The organism is Bradyrhizobium sp. AZCC 1678 (genome assembly GCF_036924765.1).
GTDB classification, from domain to species: domain Bacteria; phylum Pseudomonadota; class Alphaproteobacteria; order Rhizobiales; family Xanthobacteraceae; genus Bradyrhizobium; species Bradyrhizobium algeriense.
In genome coordinates this window covers 1,773,161-1,789,301 of record NZ_JAZHSE010000001.1, presented here as the reverse complement: position 1 = coordinate 1,789,301, position 16,141 = coordinate 1,773,161, and the positions used below count along the sequence as shown (strand labels likewise).

General features: G+C 63.0%; 17 protein-coding genes. 5 read left to right on the top strand and 12 right to left on the bottom strand.

Translation table 11 applies throughout. The features are described 5' to 3' along the window. Window positions 1-16 precede the first annotated feature (16 nt). The 9 genes from V1294_RS08510 to V1294_RS08470 form a co-directional block, all read right to left on the bottom strand. Complete coding sequence (locus tag V1294_RS08510; protein WP_212419221.1) at window positions 17-334, bottom strand: proton-translocating transhydrogenase family protein; 318 nt, start codon at window positions 332-334, stop codon at window positions 17-19. An 11-nt stretch (window positions 335-345) separates the two neighbouring features. After that, window positions 346-1,473 (bottom strand): Re/Si-specific NAD(P)(+) transhydrogenase subunit alpha, encoded by a 1,128-nt coding sequence (locus tag V1294_RS08505; protein ID WP_334477140.1) that lies wholly within the window; start codon window positions 1,471-1,473, stop codon window positions 346-348. Between the two features lie 132 nt (window positions 1,474-1,605). Next, window positions 1,606-1,758 (bottom strand): aa3-type cytochrome c oxidase subunit IV, encoded by a 153-nt coding sequence (locus V1294_RS08500; RefSeq protein WP_108514134.1) that lies wholly within the window; start codon window positions 1,756-1,758, stop codon window positions 1,606-1,608. An 83-nt stretch (window positions 1,759-1,841) separates the two neighbouring features. Beyond that, window positions 1,842-2,228: a type II toxin-antitoxin system death-on-curing family toxin gene (locus tag V1294_RS08495; RefSeq protein WP_334496356.1), complete on the bottom strand. Its 387-nt coding sequence runs from the start codon at window positions 2,226-2,228 to the stop codon at window positions 1,842-1,844. Then, window positions 2,225-2,497 (bottom strand): AbrB/MazE/SpoVT family DNA-binding domain-containing protein, encoded by a 273-nt coding sequence (locus V1294_RS08490; RefSeq protein WP_334477136.1) that lies wholly within the window; start codon window positions 2,495-2,497, stop codon window positions 2,225-2,227. The genes V1294_RS08495 and V1294_RS08490 overlap by 4 nt, the downstream gene beginning before the upstream one ends. An 83-nt stretch (window positions 2,498-2,580) precedes the next feature. Then, window positions 2,581-3,168 carry a dioxygenase family protein gene (locus V1294_RS08485; RefSeq protein WP_334496354.1) on the bottom strand — a complete coding sequence of 196 codons (588 nt, stop codon included), beginning with the start codon at window positions 3,166-3,168 and terminating at the stop codon, window positions 2,581-2,583. 101 nt (window positions 3,169-3,269) lie between these two features. Continuing rightward, window positions 3,270-5,132, bottom strand: a complete 1,863-nt coding sequence (locus tag V1294_RS08480) for a M3 family oligoendopeptidase (RefSeq protein WP_334496352.1) — start codon at window positions 5,130-5,132, stop codon at window positions 3,270-3,272. Window positions 5,133-5,177: 45 nt separating this feature from the next. After that, window positions 5,178-5,621 carry a hypothetical protein gene (locus V1294_RS08475; RefSeq protein ID WP_334496350.1) on the bottom strand — a complete coding sequence of 148 codons (444 nt, stop codon included), beginning with the start codon at window positions 5,619-5,621 and terminating at the stop codon, window positions 5,178-5,180. After that, complete coding sequence (locus V1294_RS08470) at window positions 5,618-5,950, bottom strand: helix-turn-helix domain-containing protein (protein ID WP_334477129.1); 333 nt, start codon at window positions 5,948-5,950, stop codon at window positions 5,618-5,620. The genes V1294_RS08475 and V1294_RS08470 overlap by 4 nt, the downstream gene beginning before the upstream one ends. A 78-nt stretch (window positions 5,951-6,028) precedes the next feature. Here V1294_RS08470 and V1294_RS08465 point away from each other — a divergent pair, with 78 nt between their 5' ends. The 5 genes from V1294_RS08465 to V1294_RS08445 all read left to right on the top strand — a co-directional run bounded on the left by V1294_RS08465 (window position 6,029) and on the right by V1294_RS08445 (window position 13,099). After that, window positions 6,029-6,370: a hypothetical protein gene (locus V1294_RS08465; protein WP_334477128.1), complete on the top strand. Its 342-nt coding sequence runs from the start codon at window positions 6,029-6,031 to the stop codon at window positions 6,368-6,370. Window positions 6,371-6,489: 119 nt separating this feature from the next. Beyond that, on the top strand, window positions 6,490-7,134 hold the full coding sequence (locus V1294_RS08460; RefSeq protein WP_108514141.1) for a TerC family protein: 645 nt from the start codon (window positions 6,490-6,492) through the stop codon (window positions 7,132-7,134). Window positions 7,135-7,238: 104 nt separating this feature from the next. Further along, a complete protein-coding gene (locus tag V1294_RS08455) occupies window positions 7,239-8,738 on the top strand; it encodes a sigma-54-dependent transcriptional regulator (RefSeq protein WP_334496348.1) in 1,500 nt (499 codons plus the stop codon). Window positions 8,739-9,092: 354 nt separating this feature from the next. Continuing rightward, window positions 9,093-11,222, top strand: coding sequence for a L,D-transpeptidase family protein (locus tag V1294_RS08450; RefSeq protein ID WP_334496346.1), 2,130 nt, complete (start codon window positions 9,093-9,095; stop codon window positions 11,220-11,222). 254 nt (window positions 11,223-11,476) lie between these two features. Next, complete coding sequence (locus V1294_RS08445) at window positions 11,477-13,099, top strand: DUF882 domain-containing protein (RefSeq protein ID WP_442895326.1); 1,623 nt, start codon at window positions 11,477-11,479, stop codon at window positions 13,097-13,099. 111 nt (window positions 13,100-13,210) lie between these two features. Here the strand turns inward: V1294_RS08445 and V1294_RS08440 are convergent, their stop codons facing one another. The 3 genes from V1294_RS08440 to V1294_RS08430 all read right to left on the bottom strand — a co-directional run bounded on the left by V1294_RS08440 (window position 13,211) and on the right by V1294_RS08430 (window position 15,953). Continuing rightward, window positions 13,211-13,483, bottom strand: coding sequence for a DUF2312 domain-containing protein (locus V1294_RS08440; RefSeq protein WP_108514145.1), 273 nt, complete (start codon window positions 13,481-13,483; stop codon window positions 13,211-13,213). Window positions 13,484-13,591: 108 nt separating this feature from the next. Next, window positions 13,592-15,112, bottom strand: a complete 1,521-nt coding sequence (gene ltrA / locus V1294_RS08435) for a group II intron reverse transcriptase/maturase (RefSeq protein WP_334496342.1) — start codon at window positions 15,110-15,112, stop codon at window positions 13,592-13,594. 538 nt (window positions 15,113-15,650) lie between these two features. Next, window positions 15,651-15,953, bottom strand: a complete 303-nt coding sequence (locus V1294_RS08430; RefSeq protein WP_334496340.1) for a DUF1244 domain-containing protein — start codon at window positions 15,951-15,953, stop codon at window positions 15,651-15,653. Between the last annotated feature and the right edge of the window lie 188 nt (window positions 15,954-16,141).

Sequence of the window (16,141 nt, the reverse complement as noted above, 5' to 3'; positions counted from 1 at the left end):
CCGAGGTGCACGCCGCTCACTTGGCTTTCTTCTTGTACATCGCCAGCATGCGCTGGGTGACAAGGAAGCCGCCGAAGATATTCACACAGGCGAAGATCAGCGCGATAAAGCCGAAGCCGCGCGCCCAGCCGCTGCCGCTTGAGATCATGGGGACGCCGACCGCGAGCAGCGCGCCGACCACGATCACCGAGGAGATCGCATTCGTCACCGACATCAGCGGCGTATGCAGCGCAGGGGTCACCGACCAGACTACGAAGTAGCCGACGAAGACGGCGAGGACGAAAATCGACAGCCGGAATACGAAGGGATCGACGGCCTGGGCGACATGCTCCATGGATTCTCTCCTTAGGCTTTCGGCTGGAAGTTCGGGTGGATGACGGCGCCGTCCTTGGTCAGCGCAGTGGCTTTCACCAGTTCGTCATCCCAATTGACCGCGAGCGCCTTGTTCGGCTTGTCGACCATGGTCTCGATGAACGAAAACAGGTTGCGGGCATAAAGGCTGGAGGCCGACTGCGCGACACGGCCGGCCACATTCGTATAGCCGACGATCTTGATGCCGTCGGCGTCGACGACTTCGCCAGGCTTCGCGCCCTCGACATTGCCGCCGCGTTCGATCGCGAGATCGATCAGCACCGAGCCCGGCTTCATCGACTTCACCATGTCCGAGGTGACGAGCCGCGGCGCCGGGCGGCCCGGGATCAGCGCGGTGGTGATGATGATGTCCTGCTTCTTGATGTGTTCGGCGGTGAGCGCGGCCTGCTTGGCCTGGTACTCTTTCGACATTTCCTTGGCGTAGCCGCCGGCGGTCTGCGCGTTCTTGAATTCCTCGTCCTCGACCGCGAGGAACTTTGCGCCGAGCGATTCGACCTGCTCTTTTGTGGCCGGGCGCACGTCGGTCGCGGTGACCACGGCGCCGAGCCGGCGCGCGGTCGCGATCGCCTGCAGGCCGGCCACGCCGACGCCCATCACGAACACTTTCGCCGCCGGAACGGTGCCGGCCGCGGTCATCATCATCGGGAACGCGCGGCCAAAGGATTCGGCCGCCTCGATCACCGCGCGATAGCCGGCGAGGTTCGCCTGCGAGGACAGCACGTCCATCACCTGCGCGCGCGTAATGCGCGGCATCAATTCCATCGCAAACGCCGCGACGCCGGCATCCGCGATCGTCTTCAGCGCCGCTTCATTGCCGTAGGGGTCCATGATCGCGATGACCAGCGCGCCGCGCTTGTATTGCGAAAGTTCGCTCGCTTCAGGCCGCTTCACCTTGATGATGATGTCGGCGTCCTTCAGCGCGTCCGCGCTGATGGTGGCGCCCACCGCGGTGAATTCGGAATCCGGCAGGCCCGACTTGATGCCCGCGCCCGGCTCGATCGCGACTTCGGCACCGAGTGCCTTGAATTTCTTCACGGTGTCCGGGGAGGCGGCAACCCGCGGCTCGGACGGATCGATTTCCTTGGCAACGGCAATCTTCATGAGGCCTCCCGGCGCGGCAGGCGCGCGCGCAAGCAAACTAGCGTCTTTTTCGCTTAGTTGGATACCGGTTTCGCAACCGGCATGCGTGCATTTTCTGGCCACCGCCGGGGTGGCGGTGCAGGCAGCGATGCGTCAGGTCAGAAAGTAGCCCATCAGGGCCACGATGATCACGACGGCGATGGTGCCGTATTTGACCAGCATGATGAACCCTTCATAGGTCTGCTCATGGGCCTCATAGTCATTGCCGTCAGCGGTCGTGTAGGCCACTTCGTTATGGTCTGCCATCGGTATCCCCAGTCAAAATCCGCGTTTCTCGCGTGCAATTACCGCAAAGCGTTTGGCAGGGCAACGGCCCCCTGCCTATCGGGTCATTCGGAAGGCCAATTATCCCGGATCCAGCGGGTCAGGCTTTCCTCGCTGACCTCGCCTGCGGCGAGGGAGAGAATGATGGCGGCCGCCTCTGCCTCGGGCACAATGAAGTCGACGCCGTTGACGCCGAGAAAGGTGTACAGCGCCAGCAGTGACGTTCGCTCGTTGCCGTCGACGAAGGGATGATTGCGGGCAATGCCGAAAGCATAGGCTGCAGCCAACTCGGCCAGTTCAGCCTGCTCGTATGCCCATCTGTTCTTCGGTCGATCGAGGGCAGATTCAAGCATGCCCTCATCGCGCAATCCGCTCGCACCGCCGTGTATCGTGAGTTGCTCGTCGTGAATGGCAACGATCATCTGGCGAGTGAGCCAGAACGGCTCAGTCATTTAGCAAGCTCGGCCAACGCGTTGTGATAGCGCTTCATGCCACGCCGGGCGACTTCCATCGCCTTCTCGAAATCCGGGTCATGCGGGGTTAGCCGAAAACCACCGTCGGGCGTTAGAGTCGCATAGAGTTTATCGCCGACGCTGACGTGCATCCGAGCAAGTACATCCTTCGGGAGGATGATCCCCGAGGAATTACCAATCTTCTTGATTTCGACGGTTCCGATCACTTGACCGCGGGGATCGGGCGTAACTTTCGGTTGCTCGTTCATGGCGCAAGCTCCGTTATACGAAATGTATAACATACCTCGGCCACCCGTTCAACAAATGTTTTACGGCGCCTGGCGCGGCGCCGCTACCCGACCACGAAGTCGAAACGTCCGGCGAGCCAGCCCGTGTTCTTGGCCGTGCGCACCAGCAGTTCCTTGCGGAACAGGCCGTCGGAGCGGTTCAGCACTTCGCCCGGGAAATAGAGCTGGGTGGTCAGCACGCGGCCGCCGCGCGGCTGCACTTTCACGTGGATATGACGAGTACGGCCGACATAGGCGCCGGGCACGATGCTGCGCAATCGATAGCGGCCTTCCGCGTCAGTGAACTGATGGCCACGCAGGCGGAAACCGGAATTATCGTAGCGGCCTTTATCGTCCGCCTGCCAGAAATCCAGCAAGGCGCCGGCCAGCGGTTTGCAGGCGCGGGAGAGCACGAAGCCAACCAGTTCGATCGGCTGCCCCGCCATGCCCTCTTCGAACAGTTCGGTTCGCTCAGGCGACGACGGCTTGAAGTATGGCCCTTCGGTTTGCGACAGTGTTACTTCGTCGCCGTCGTGGCATGCAGGCGTCGGGGCTAGCGGGGCCTGAGCCAGACTGCGATCAATCGCGAGCAGCGAACCGGCCGCGAAGACTCCCGCTCCAAGTACAACGCGCCGCGTCGGGGTGTCGATCATGGGGCACTCCCCTCCTATCGTCACCGTCATCATGGAGGGCGACGGCGGCTGAAATTGTGTCAGCGCCCATCACAAATCCGTTTCGTGGCCGCGGGCACCCGTCAGCCCATCTCTTCCAGTTCGTCGATCATGCCGGCAATCACCGACAGCCCGCCGTCCCAGAATTGGGGGTTCTTGGCATCGAGCCCGAACGGCTTGAGCAGTTCGGAATAATGCTTGGTGCCGCCGGCCGCGAGCATGGCGAGATAACGCTCGGCAAAACCCTCCGAGGCATTTTCGTAGACCGCATACAGCGAGTTCACCAGGCAATCGCCGAACGCATAGGCGTAGACGTAGAACGGCGAATGGATGAAGTGCGGAATGTACATCCAGAAATTTTCGTAGCCGGGACGGATGTCGATGGCCGGCCCGAGGCTTTCACCCTGCACGCTGAGCCAGATCTGGCCGATGCGCTCCGCAGTCAATTCGCCGTTCTTGCGCTCGGTGTGCACGGCGCGCTCGAACGAATAAAACGCGATCTGCCGCACCACGGTGTTGATCATGTCCTCGACCTTGCCGGCCAGCAGCGCCTGGCGCTGCCTGGCGTTTTTGGTCTGCGACAATAGCCGCTTGAAAGTCAGCATTTCACCGAACACGCTGGCCGTCTCGGCGAGCGTCAGCGGCGTCGGCGCCATCAGCGCTCCATTTTTGGCCGCCAGCACCTGGTGCACGCCATGGCCGAGCTCATGGGCGAGCGTCATCACGTCGCGCGGCTTGCCTTGATAATTCATCAGCACATAGGGATGTGCCGACGGCGTGGTCGGGTGCGAGAACGCGCCCGGCGCCTTGCCCGGCCGCACCGGTGCATCGATCCAGCGATCGGTGAAGAAGCGTTCCGCGATCGCAGCCATCTCGGCGGAGAAACCGCGATACGCCGTCAGCACCATCTTCTGCGCCTCGGGCCAGGCGATCGTGCCGGTGGCCGCAAACGGCAGCGGCGCATTGCGGTCCCAATGCGCGAGCTTCTTCTTTTTGAACCAGCCGGCTTTCAGCTTGTAATAGCGATGCGAGAGCCGCGGATAGGCCGCGCGAACCGAACCGACCAGGGCATCGACGACCTCGCGCTCGACGCGGTTGTTCAGGTGGCGCGAATCCGCGACATCCTTGAAGCCGCGCCAGCGATCGGAAATCTCCTTGTCCTTGGCAAGCGTGTTGGTGACGAGCGCAAACGTCCGCTCATTGTCCTTGAAAGTCTTGGCCAGCGCCTGGCCAGCGGCCTTGCGCTTTTCCGGCGCGCGGTCCTGCAGCAGATTGAGCGTCGGCTCGATCGCCAGTTCCTTTCCGCCGACCTTGAAGCGCAGGCCGGAGATGGTTTGGTCGAACAGCCGGTTCCAGGCGGCATAGCCGCTCTGGGATTTTTCGTGAAACAACTGCTCGACGCGATCTTCGAGCTGATACGGCTTGTCCTTGCGCAGATCCTCGATCCACGGCCGGTAATGCCCAAGCTCCGCCGTCTGCATCGCGCGCTCGATCACGGCGTCGTCGATGCGGTTGAGCTCGAGGGCGAAGAACAGCAAATGTACCGAAGCCGCCGTCAGCCGCTCGGAGACGTCGCCATAGAATTTGGAAATCGCCGGATCGACGCTGTCCCCGGCATGAACGAGGCCGGCATAGGAGCCGAGCCGACCGGCGAGATCGTCGATCGCCTCGTAGCGCTTCACCGCTTCGGCAAGCCAAAGGCCGCCATCGTCGCGGGCAACGCCTTCCGCCAGCTTGCCTTTGTAATCCGTCTCGAACGTGATGCATTCCGCATCCATCGTTTGCAGGTCGCGTGCGATTTCGGCCGCGCCGATGCCGGAATATAGGTCGGCCAGATTCCATTCCGGCAGCTTGCCGGTTTTGGATTTGGCTGCGGCCGCCTTGCTGCCCGTGGCTGATTTGCGGGACGTCTTGCCGGCTCGGGAGGTCGCAGATTTCACGCTCATGACACTTTCAAAATTGGGAGGTGATCAGGAAATGGGTTTGCGAGATCAGGCGAAAGCCACAAGCTGCGGCACGAACTGGACGAACAGCTCTTCACCCTCGAGGAGCATCGAATCGAGCTTTTCGTCGGTCGCACTGCGAATCGCAATCCACAACGTGATCACGCGGACCATGAGCCACGACGTCGACGGGACGGCGGCCTTCGCGTGAAGTGCCACGAGATCGAGGTTGCGATGCTCGAACAGCAGCCGGCCCGATCCGTCTTCCAGGATGTAACGACCCCCGATCCGGGACACGCACAACTCGCAGGCCTGATCCGGCAGCGGGCTCAGCAGATAGAACTGGACGTCGCCCTTTTCCGTCACGCCGGTTTCCCATTCGCGTCCGGTCTCCGGCGCAGTCGCCGCGCTCAGTGTCGCCAGGATGGTGCCCAGTTCCCTTTCACTCCATTCGCCGGTGTTCTGTTTACGCTCGAACGCCACGACGCTCATTTGCTTTCCGCTCCGAACAGCAGCCGGTGCAATTCCGGCTCGTAGTACTTTAACAGATGCTTAGCGAAGGCTGACTGTTCAATCCCCAATTCGTTGGCCCATGCCCCCATAATTTCCGTTGGAACCCGGCTGAAGCCGTTCTCGACCTGTGAGATGAAAGTGTAATACTTCAGGCCAAGACGTGCAGCGAGATCCGCCTGCGACAATTCGGCATCCGCCCTGCGCGCCTTGAGCCAATCCCCAGCCAATTTCCGCAATTGCTTGGCCTCCGGCACAGCCTTGCCGGCAAGACGTTCAGTGAAAACGTCTTGATGTTTTCCTCGTTTCATGATTACTAAACTATCTAGAGTGAATGACCGGGTAGGTGATGTTCCCTACCACAATCTCAGCTCGCGAATAAGAATCAGATGGCTTTCTTAGACCGCAGTCAGATTGTTGAGACAAATCCCCGGCCCCCCGCGGCGCGCGGCAAGGAGTTGTTTGCCGGCATCCTGCTCGTGTCGCTGTTAGCGACCGTGGGAATCCGGAACATTGTGCCGGTGGACGCCCTGGCACCCGCGATCGTCACCCTGCTCTTTGCGGTTGCGGCATTGACGGCCGGTTTCGCGCTGCTCTGCCGGCGCGACCGATTCCGCGTCATGTGGTTCGACCTCGCCGGAAGCCTGACGTTCATCGGCGTCGTTCTCTCCGTTCTGATCGAACCGGACCAGATGATCAGGCTCTTCGCCCTCACGGATCAGCCTGAGTAACGGGGAAGCATTTTTCCGCAGTCTGACTGCGTCTTTTTCTACGGACGTCCAAGCCCGGGCCCCTCTGGCAGTTCAAGCGAACTGCGATGTCGGATTGGACCATCAACGGAGTGGCCCGAATGCTGGAACTAATCTCCTCGCAACACCTGACAGCGCTTTTTCAGGTCATCATGATCGACCTGGTGCTCGCCGGCGACAATGCGATCGTCATCGGGCTCGCAGCTGCAGGCCTCCCCGAGGGGCAGCGCAAGAAGGCGATTGTGATCGGCATATTGGCCGCCACGATCCTGCGTATCGGCTTCGCTTCCGTCACGGTTCAGTTGTTGCAAATCATTGGACTGCTGCTCGCGGGCGGCGTCCTGCTGCTTTGGGTATGCTGGAAGATGTGGCGCGAGCTGCGTGCGTCGCATCATCACGAACCGAAATTGCAGAGTCTTTCAGCCGCAAGCACGTTCGATGGGGCAGCCCCTGCGGGCCATCAAAAGACGCTTGGCCAGGCCGTCTGGCAGATCACGCTCGCCGACGTGTCGATGTCGCTCGACAACGTGCTCGCGGTCGCAGGCGCCGCGCGCGAGCACCCGATGATCCTGATATTCGGTTTGGCACTCTCCATCGCACTGATGGGGCTCGCCGCCAACTTCATCGCGCGCCTCCTGGAAAAGCAGCGCTGGATCGCCTATGTCGGCCTCGCGATCATCCTCTATGTAGCTCTCGACATGTGCTACCGCGGCGCGCTGGAGGTGTGGCCACACCTCAACGCTTAGTTCCCCGCCCCACGGATGCCATTTCCAACAATTAAGCGTGCGTTAATCGGCATCGGCGAAAGTGCCCCGATTCGATACAATCCAGTAGCGTGCGGGGAAAAACCATGGCTGCCACCATTTTGATTGCCGATGACGACGCTGTGCAGCGCCGTTTGGTTGAAAACATGGTGCAGAAGTGCGGTTATGAGCCCCTCGTCGTCGATAGCGGCGATGCCGCCGTGGCCCTGCTGACCGCCCCTGATGCGCAGGTGATCGATGCGGTGGTGCTCGACCTCGTGATGCCCGGCCTCGACGGCCTCGGCGTACTTTCAAAAATGCGTGAAGCAGGCCTGAGCATCCCCGTCATCGTGCAGACCGCCCATGGCGGCATCGACAATGTGGTTTCAGCGATGCGCGCCGGCGCGCAGGATTTCGTGGTCAAGCCGGTCGGCTTCGAACGGCTGCAGGTGTCGCTGCGCAACGCACTCAATACTTCTGCGCTCAAGGGCGAATTGCAGCGCATCCGCCACAGCCGCGAAGGCCGGCTGACCTTTGCCGACGTCATCACCCGCAGCGAAACCATGGCAGCCGTGCTGCGCACCGCGCAGAAGGCGGCGAGCTCGAGCATTCCGGTACTGGTCGAGGGCGAGTCCGGCGTCGGCAAGGAATTGTTCGCCCGCGCCATCCATGGTTCCAGCGAACGCAAGTCGAAACCGTTCGTCGCGGTCAATTGCGGCGCCATCCCCGACAATCTCGTGGAATCGATCCTGTTCGGTCACGAGAAGGGCGCCTTCACCGGCGCCACCGAACGCCATATGGGCAAATTCGTCGAAGCTTCCGGCGGCACGCTGTTTCTCGATGAGGTCGGCGAGTTGCCGCTGGCGGCGCAGGTAAAGCTGCTGCGCGCGCTGCAGGAAGGCACCGTCGAGGCAGTCGGCGGCCGCAAGCCGGTGAAGGTCGACGTCCGCATCATTTCCGCGACCAACCGCAAACTGCTCGACCTCGTGAAGAGCGGCGCATTCCGCGAGGATCTGTTCTACCGGCTGCACGTGCTGCCGCTGACGATCCCGCCGCTGCGGCTGCGGCGCGAAGACATCCCGCATCTGCTGCGGCATTTCCTGGCGCGCTTTGCCGCCGAGGAAAACCGCACCATCACCGGCATCAGCGGCGAGGCCGTGGCCCATCTCGCGCAGCTCGATTGGCCCGGCAACATCCGCCAGCTCGAGAACACGGTGTATCGCGCCGTCGTCATGAGCGAGAGCGACCAGCTCGGCCTGTCGGATTTCCCGCAAACCGTCGGCCACGCCGCAACCGACGGCCAGCTGGCGCACAGCGAGCCGTTGATCGTCGCGCCATCGACGGCGCCCGCCATGGTTTCGGGTAGTGATATACCGATTGCTCCGCTCGCCACTGCCGGCAACCTTTCGATGCTGACCGCCACCGGCGAGGTGCGGCCGCTCGAGGACATGGAAAACGAGATCATCCGTTTTGCGATCTCGCATTATCGCGGGCAGATGTCGGAAGTCGCGCGGCGACTCAAGATCGGCCGCTCCACGCTCTACCGCAAGCTCGATGAGGCGGCCGCCAACGACCCTGCCGAAGACGGCGCGCAGGACGCGAACTGAGCGGACGGCCGACGGGCGATTATGGCGCCCGCATGGCAAAGATCGTGGCAAACCAACGACATCCATCGTTCGGAAGCTTTTGAACCGTGGCTTGGCGGTGACAGACAAACGGCGGGGAGCGTGGCAAAACCGCGAGACCCGAATGCAAACGGGTTGTTTGAGGTCAGTTTGTCGTGAGTTGTCCCGCATGGCGCTGGCTGCATGAGAGGGGCATATGTATCGTCTGCGTTTGAACCGTGGCGTGCAGGCGTACGACTGAGAAACCGACCGAGCCGGCGCTTCCCGCGCAAGCCGTGACGAACGATACCTAACGACTGTTCCATGCCGGGGCAGTTCGCCCAAGGGGGTGTGACGATGCGTGACTGTTCGACGAATCGTGCAGGATTTGACCGCGTGCTGATGGCCGTCGCGGCAACCTTCCTCACGGTATCCGCGACCTCAGCACTGGCGGCCCAGTCGACCACGCCGCGCGCCAGCGCCGCCGAGCTCGCGATCGACGCAGCAGTCCCCCGCCCCGAACCTGCGAACGTTCCGCCTCCCACCGTCGACGACTTCAAGACGGACACCACCGCCACGGTGCCTGACGCATCCAAGGTAACTGACAAGCCGGCCGAGGCGGCCCCAGCCGCAAAGGCGAACGAGCCCAAGCCGGCCGAAGTCGTCACCACGCCTGCAGCCAACGACGCCGCAACCGCCGCGCCGCCGGCTGCGACAGCCACCGCGCCCGCCGCCGAACCCGCCAAGGAGTCGGTGAAGGTAAGCACCGTCGCACCGGCCGACCAGCCAGTTGCCGACCGGCTGCGCGACATGCTTGGCACCAAGTCGCTGCGCTATTTCGACCGCAAGAACGAGCGCGCTGCCGTCGAGAAGTTCTACTCCGCGCGCGACTATGCGCCGCAATGGACGCAAGCCGGCAAATTGACCGACAGCGGCAAGGGCGTGATCACCCGTTTGAAGGACGCCGCCTCCGAGGGCCTCAATCCGGCCGACTATCCGGTGCCGGATTTTGCGGCCGCCGCTTCGCCGGACCAGCTCGCCGAAGCCGAACTGAAACTGACCGCGAGCATGCTCGACTATGCGCGACAGGCCCAGAGCGGCCGGATGCACTGGTCGCAGGTCGCGGCCGACATCCTCTATCCCGAGCATCCGACCGATCCGGCCGAAGTGCTCGCCAATATCTCGACCGCCAAGGACGCATCCGCGGCGCTCGACGGCTACAACCCGCCGCACAAGCTCTACAGGGAATTGAAGGCCAAGCTCGCCGAGCTGCGCGGTCAGGGCGACGGACCGATGATCCACATCGCCGAGGGGCCGGCGCTGGCTTACAAGGCTGCGACCAAGAAGCTCGGTGAGGTGGCGCCGGAAGATCCGCGTGTGCCGCAACTACGCACCAAGCTCGGCATCGCCGACCATCCCGACAGCACGCATTACGACGCCAAGGTCGCATCCGCCGTGCGCAAATTCCAGGAGAGCGTCGATCTCAAGCCGACCGGCGTACTCGACGACCGCACGGTGAAGGCGATCAACAGCCCGAAGCGCGACCGGCAGATCGACATCGTCCTCGTCAATCTGGAGCGCCTACGCTGGCTGCCGCGCCAGCTCGGCGCGGCCTCGCTCGGCAACGCCTATGTCATTCTCAACGTTCCCGACTTCACGCTGAAGGTGATGCAGAACGGGGCCCCGGTCTGGACCACGCGGGTCGTGACCGGAAAGCCGGGCAAACATGCGACGCCGATGCTGACGGAGACGATGAAGTTCATCACGGTCAACCCGACCTGGAACGTACCGCCGTCGATCATCTACAACGAATATCTGCCCGCCTTGCAGCAGGATCCGACCGTGCTGGATCGCATGGGCCTGCGACTGGAGCGCAACCGCGACGGCAGCATCCATATTTCGCAGCCGCCGGGCGAAGCCAATGCGCTCGGCCGCATCCGTTTCAACTTCCCGAACAAGTTCCTGGTCTATCAGCACGACACCCCGGACAAGAATCTGTTCGCCAAGGAAGAGCGCGCGTTCAGCCATGGTTGCATGCGGGTGCAGAATCCGGATCAATACGCCTCGACGCTGCTCAACATCGTGATGCCGAACGCGAGCTACACGCCGGAGAAAATCCGCAGCATGTACGGCCGCAGCGAGATCGACCTGAAATTCCCGACGCCGATACCGGTCAACATCACCTACCAGACCGCGTTCGTGGACGATGCCGGCAAGCTGCATATCCGCAAGGACATCTACGGCCGCGACGCCACGATGATCAATTTGCTGAAGAACGGCCGCAACCGGGACCTCGAGACCCTGGTCTCCCACGCGCAGCCGAACTATTCGCGCCCGAAGGATGCGTTGCCGCCCGGCGTCAGCTTCGCCAGCGACAACACCTTTTCCTCCGGACCCTCGTTCTTCGAGCGCCTGTTCGGCGGCCCGTCGACCGCGACGCCGCCCGCCCCGGTTGGCCGCCGGCCGCAACAGCGATTCACCCGGTAACCCCGTCGAACGGGATTTCCGAACAAAATCAACGACCTCGCCTCCGGGGCGGGTTCGTTTACGTTAACCCTATCCATCCAGGATTCGGCACCGGGCACTTTTTCGCCACAGTCCACGGGTTAGGTTAAGTCTAACTGGGGGGCGGGACGGTAAACATCGGTTAACCATCCCGCTTTAAGAAAGCGTTCACCCTCTTTTGCCGGGGTCTTGCAAAAGAAACACCGTGAACGCTCGTCGACTGGGTGGGCTCTTACGTGCTGGCTGGTTTCGCGCGCCAATTCAATCCGCTTGTTCTGCCAAAGGCCGGATATCGGATCGGGCTGACTTCGCTGTTGCTGCTCGCCGGTGCCGGCTCGGTGCATGATGCGACGGCGCTGAACGAAACCCGCACCCTCTCCTTCCACCACACCCATTCCGACGAAGACCTCACCGTCACCTTCAAGCGCGACGGTCGCTACGACGAAGAAGCGCTGAAGAAACTCAATCACTTCCTCCGCGACTGGCGCAGCCAGGACTCCACCACGATGGATCGGCATCTGTTCGACATCCTCTGGGAAGTCTACCGCGACGTCGACGGCAAGAAGCCGATCCAGATCATCTCCGCCTACCGCTCCCCCGCTACCAACTCCATGCTCCGCCGCCGCTCTTCCGGCGTGGCGCGCTTCAGCCAGCACATGCTCGGCCACGCCATGGACTTCTACATTCCGGACGTGCCGCTGGAGCAGATCCGCGCCGCCGGGCTCCGCCTGCAGCGTGGCGGCGTCGGCTTCTACCCGACTTCCGGATCGCCGTTCGTCCATCTCGACACCGGCAGCGTCCGTCACTGGCCGCGCATGACCCACGATCAACTCGCCAGGGTGTTCCCGGATGGGCGCACCGTTCACCTGCCGTCCAATGGCGGTCCGATGAAGGGCTATGAACTGGCCCGCGCCGACATCGAGCGCCGCGGCAATGGCGACAATGCCGCAACCGTCGGCAAAATGCCGAACCTGTTCGCGGCCCTGTTCAGGGGCGGCAAGTCGACCGAAGAGGACGACGAAGGTGGCAGCGCTCCCGTCAAGAACGAGAAGCCCACCCCGGCCAGCGTGACGGCCGCAGCGTCACCGGCGAAGTCACCGGATCCCGTTCCGACGCCGCGTGCGAAACCGCAGGTCGGAGCCACGCTCCAATTGGCTTCGGCCGACGCGCAGATCGTGCCGGCGCCCAAGGCTAAGCCTGACGCGAAACCGGCCGCACAGGCTTCCGCCGACAACACCGAGCCGAAACCGCAGACGCCGGCGGATATCATTAACTCCCGTGGCTTCTGGGACGACGTACCGAGGGCGGCGAACCAGGCTACCCCTGCCCAGGTCGCAGCGCTGCGCGCACGCCAGGCGCTCGCCGCCGCCACCGATCCGCAGCCGACCGCCAGCGTCACCGAAGCGTTCAACAAGGCGATGGCCTATGCACCGGCCGCCTCCTCGCCGGTCGATCGCGCCAACGTCGTCGCTGCCTCCGCGCCGGTCCCGCCGCGTCCCACCCGTCTGGCGCGCAATGCCGGTGCCGCAACCGAAATCAATACCGTGGTCGCCAAGGGCGCGCAGGGTCAGGACGCCGTGGTCGCGACCTCGACCCGTCTCGCCGCCGCCCGGGGCAACGATGTCTGGATGCGGGTGGTGATACTGGCGCCGAGCGCGAGCAGCGCGATGTCGACGACGGTACTCGGCGACACCGAGATGACCCAGATGCGCAGCTACTTCGTCAAGCCGCCGGCCGCGATCACCATGGCCTTCTCGGAAGATCCGATGATGGGCATGACCTGCGACCGCTTCACGGGATCGGCGACCGCGCAACTGCCGACGCAGTCGTTCGTAATGCGCACCGCCGCGCTGCGCTAGGCGCTCGTCGTCATTGCCGGGCTTGACCCGGCAATCCATCCTCTTCGCATGAAGGGCTTTGATGTTTGATGGATACGCGGGTCAAGCCCGCGTATGACATCGTTCGACGCCTCACAGCATCCCCAGCGCCTGCATGTAGGTCTCCAGAATGGTTTCCTGCTCGGCGCGCTCATTGGCGTCCTGCTTGCGCATGCGCACGATGGTGCGCAGCACCTTGACGTCGAAGCCGTTACCCTTGGCTTCCGCATAGACGTCACGGATATCGTCGGAGATCGTCTTCTTTTCTTCTTCCAGACGCTCGATGCGCTCGATGATGGCCTTGAGCTGGTCTTTGGCGAATTTTGTCGCGGGCTCGTCCTGGACGGCGGCGGCGGAGGTGGCCATCGGGTACTCCTGAATGGAACTGAAAGTGATGCTGAAAGATCAAGCGCCGCACGCGTTACCGCACGGCGCTTTTTTCAGGATTGACCTGAAAGATCGCCGCGCCTTGCGTCAAGGCAGCATCGCGCTCATCCACAGCGCGCCCACAGGAGATGAGGATACGTAGCCGGATGGATCGGGATAGGGGGGAGTCTCACGACTCCTCCCTCCCACACCACCGTACGTACGGGTCCGTATACGGCGGTTCGGCGGATTATGCGATCCGCAGTGCGCGACAGAAGCCACGCCGAGTGACCCGAGGAATGCGTTTGGCAAGGCCGTGGTGAGCGCAGGGCTCGCTGAGAGCCGCCAAGGGCCACGTGGGCTACCGGCGGCTTGTGCCGCCAGGTCCCGGCCGACGCCGCGGCGTCGCAGCTCAGCGAAGCGAACAGGTCCACGCTTCCATTGCTTCCAGACGATGGCGCGCAACCGTCGCCTGATCCATTCGTCAAGTGTGCGCAACACCGACAGCGTCTGGCAGAAGCCGAAGTAGCCGCGCCACCCGATCAGGTAGACCGACAGCTCCTTGACGATCTGCGCAAGGCTTCGACCGCCCGTGCGTCGCGTGAGTTCCAGAACCTTCGCCTTGAAGCGGGCGATCGCCTGCGGCGCGATGCGCCGTCGCGGTGGGTCGCTTCCGCCGGTAAAGCTGAAGCCCAGGAACTTGCGGACACTCGGTTTGGCGGCCGCGCTCTTGGCCTTGTTGACCTTGAGCTTGAGGCGCTTTTCAAGGAACCGCTCGATGCCAGCCAACACCCGTTCGCCTGCCCGCTGACTGCGTACGTAGATGTTGCAGTCGTCGGCGTAGCGCACGAAGCGGTGACCGCGCTTCTCCAGCTCCTTGTCCAGCACGTCCAGCATCAGGTTCGACAATAGCGGCGAGAGCGGACCGCCCTGCGGCGTACCCTCTTCCGTCGGGCTGACCAGCCCTCCTTCCGACACCCCCGCATTCAAGAAGGCACGGGTGAGCTTCAGGATGCGCTTGTCGGCAACCCGCTTGGCAACCAGCCCCATCAGGATGTCGTGGTTGACCCGGTCGAAGAATTTTTCCAGATCAATGTCCACGACGATGGCGTGCCCGGACGCGATGTACGTCTGCGCCCGTTCCACCGCCTGATGCGCCGAGCGCCCCGGCCGGAAGCCGAAGCTCGTCTCGGAGAACGTCCGGTCCCAATCCGCCTGCAGCACCTGCATCATTGCCTGCTGGATGAAGCGGTCGAGCACCGTCGGGATGCCGAGCAGCCGCACGCCGCCCGACGTCTTCGGTATCTCCACACGCCGCACCGGCTGCGGCTTGTAGGTGTCCTCAAGCAACTGAACTCGGATCGTGGGCCAGTGCTCCTTCAGGTAGGCCGGTAGTTCGCCGACGGTCATCCCGTCGACGCCCGCCGCGCCCTTGTTGCGCTTCACTTGCGCCAACGCTTTCTTCAGGTTCTCACGCTCGACAACTGCTTCCATCGACGGCCCTGCGGCCGCCGGGCGTTCGAGGTCGGTGGTCGCCGCGCGCGCTTCGGACTCTTGGGCGGCGGCATTCAGGGCTTCACCCTTCGCTCCGGTGTCCAAGTTCAGCTCGATCTGATTCTTCTGCCGCATGGCTCGTGCGAGATCACCGCTCTACTGACCACTTCCACCGTTTGGGCCTTCGGCGGCACGCCACCGCCTAATATGCCCGCTGCTGACTTCTGCGCTGCGGTCAGGCCGCCTTGCGGCGACCTCAGTCCCGTTGCCGGGACACAGCGCAGACCTCCCGAGGTAAGACCGACCGCCTTCACCGCACGCCCGCCAGATCTACCACCCCGACCTTTGATGACCGTGGACTTCGCGATTGGCTGCTCGCTCGTCCGGCCGGGACGGCCTCATTATCCGGTGCTTGTCCATCGGGCCGCGGCTTTGCTCCACGCTTTCTTCAGACCCCACCTCGCGATGACGCCCTTGCGCTTCACTAATCCTTCGCCGTCATCAGGCTGGATAGAGGACTTCCACCTCCAAGCTGTCGTTCATACTCGGCACACAGCCAACGGGTCGCGCGAATGCGCGCCCGATGACAGGCTCCGCGCAATCCGGGAAACTTTCGCCCGGCGGGCACCGCCCCGGATTGCGCTGCGCTCCATCCGGGGCTACGAAGTAAGGCTCAATGCCCGGGGTGGACCTTCTTCATCGCGGCCAACTGCTCCCGCGTGGCCGTACCCTGGTGTTTCGCCTTCCACTCCTCATAGGGCATGCCGTAGACCGCCTCGCGGCTCTCGTCCTTGCTGACGGCGACCCCTTTGGCGTCGGCCTCTTCCTTCATCCAGTTGGACAGGCAGTTGCGGCAGAAGCCGGCCAGATTCATCAAATCGATGTTCTGGACGTCGGTACGGGCGCGCAGGTGGTCAACCAGGCGCCGGAAAACGGCGGCTTCCAGTTCCGTTCTGGTTTTGTCGTCGATCGTCATGGCCTTGGGTCCTGGGTCCTGCGTGATATGGGGTCGAGCATATTGATATCAGGTGGGAATTGTCACAGATTTTGCCATATCTGCGCGCAAAAGCGGCTATCGCACGTGGGGTCCCCGTTTCCCATAGCGCGGGAAAGGCGTGCCCGGCCGTTGACAGGTCCCGCCGGCTCACGCGAAATCGTCAATGA

Excerpts from the sequence above, each read along its gene's own strand:
- V1294_RS08510 (WP_212419221.1), bottom strand. The coding sequence starts at position 334 with ATGGAGCATGTCGCCCAGGCCGTCGATCCCTTCGTATTCCGGCTGTCG.
- V1294_RS08505 (WP_334477140.1), bottom strand. The coding sequence starts at position 1,473 with ATGAAGATTGCCGTTGCCAAGGAAATCGATCCGTCCGAGCCGCGGGTT.
- V1294_RS08500 (WP_108514134.1), bottom strand. The coding sequence starts at position 1,758 with ATGGCAGACCATAACGAAGTGGCCTACACGACCGCTGACGGCAATGAC.
- V1294_RS08495 (WP_334496356.1), bottom strand. The coding sequence starts at position 2,228 with ATGACTGAGCCGTTCTGGCTCACTCGCCAGATGATCGTTGCCATTCAC.
- V1294_RS08490 (WP_334477136.1), bottom strand. The coding sequence starts at position 2,497 with ATGAACGAGCAACCGAAAGTTACGCCCGATCCCCGCGGTCAAGTGATC.
- V1294_RS08485 (WP_334496354.1), bottom strand. The coding sequence starts at position 3,168 with ATGATCGACACCCCGACGCGGCGCGTTGTACTTGGAGCGGGAGTCTTC.
- V1294_RS08480 (WP_334496352.1), bottom strand. The coding sequence starts at position 5,132 with ATGAGCGTGAAATCTGCGACCTCCCGAGCCGGCAAGACGTCCCGCAAA.
- V1294_RS08475 (WP_334496350.1), bottom strand. The coding sequence starts at position 5,621 with ATGAGCGTCGTGGCGTTCGAGCGTAAACAGAACACCGGCGAATGGAGT.
- V1294_RS08470 (WP_334477129.1), bottom strand. The coding sequence starts at position 5,950 with ATGAAACGAGGAAAACATCAAGACGTTTTCACTGAACGTCTTGCCGGC.
- V1294_RS08465 (WP_334477128.1), top strand. The coding sequence starts at position 6,029 with ATGGCTTTCTTAGACCGCAGTCAGATTGTTGAGACAAATCCCCGGCCC.
- V1294_RS08460 (WP_108514141.1), top strand. The coding sequence starts at position 6,490 with ATGCTGGAACTAATCTCCTCGCAACACCTGACAGCGCTTTTTCAGGTC.
- V1294_RS08455 (WP_334496348.1), top strand. The coding sequence starts at position 7,239 with ATGGCTGCCACCATTTTGATTGCCGATGACGACGCTGTGCAGCGCCGT.
- V1294_RS08450 (WP_334496346.1), top strand. The coding sequence starts at position 9,093 with ATGCGTGACTGTTCGACGAATCGTGCAGGATTTGACCGCGTGCTGATG.
- V1294_RS08440 (WP_108514145.1), bottom strand. The coding sequence starts at position 13,483 with ATGGCCACCTCCGCCGCCGCCGTCCAGGACGAGCCCGCGACAAAATTC.
- ltrA (WP_334496342.1), bottom strand. The coding sequence starts at position 15,112 with ATGCGGCAGAAGAATCAGATCGAGCTGAACTTGGACACCGGAGCGAAG.
- V1294_RS08430 (WP_334496340.1), bottom strand. The coding sequence starts at position 15,953 with ATGACGATCGACGACAAAACCAGAACGGAACTGGAAGCCGCCGTTTTC.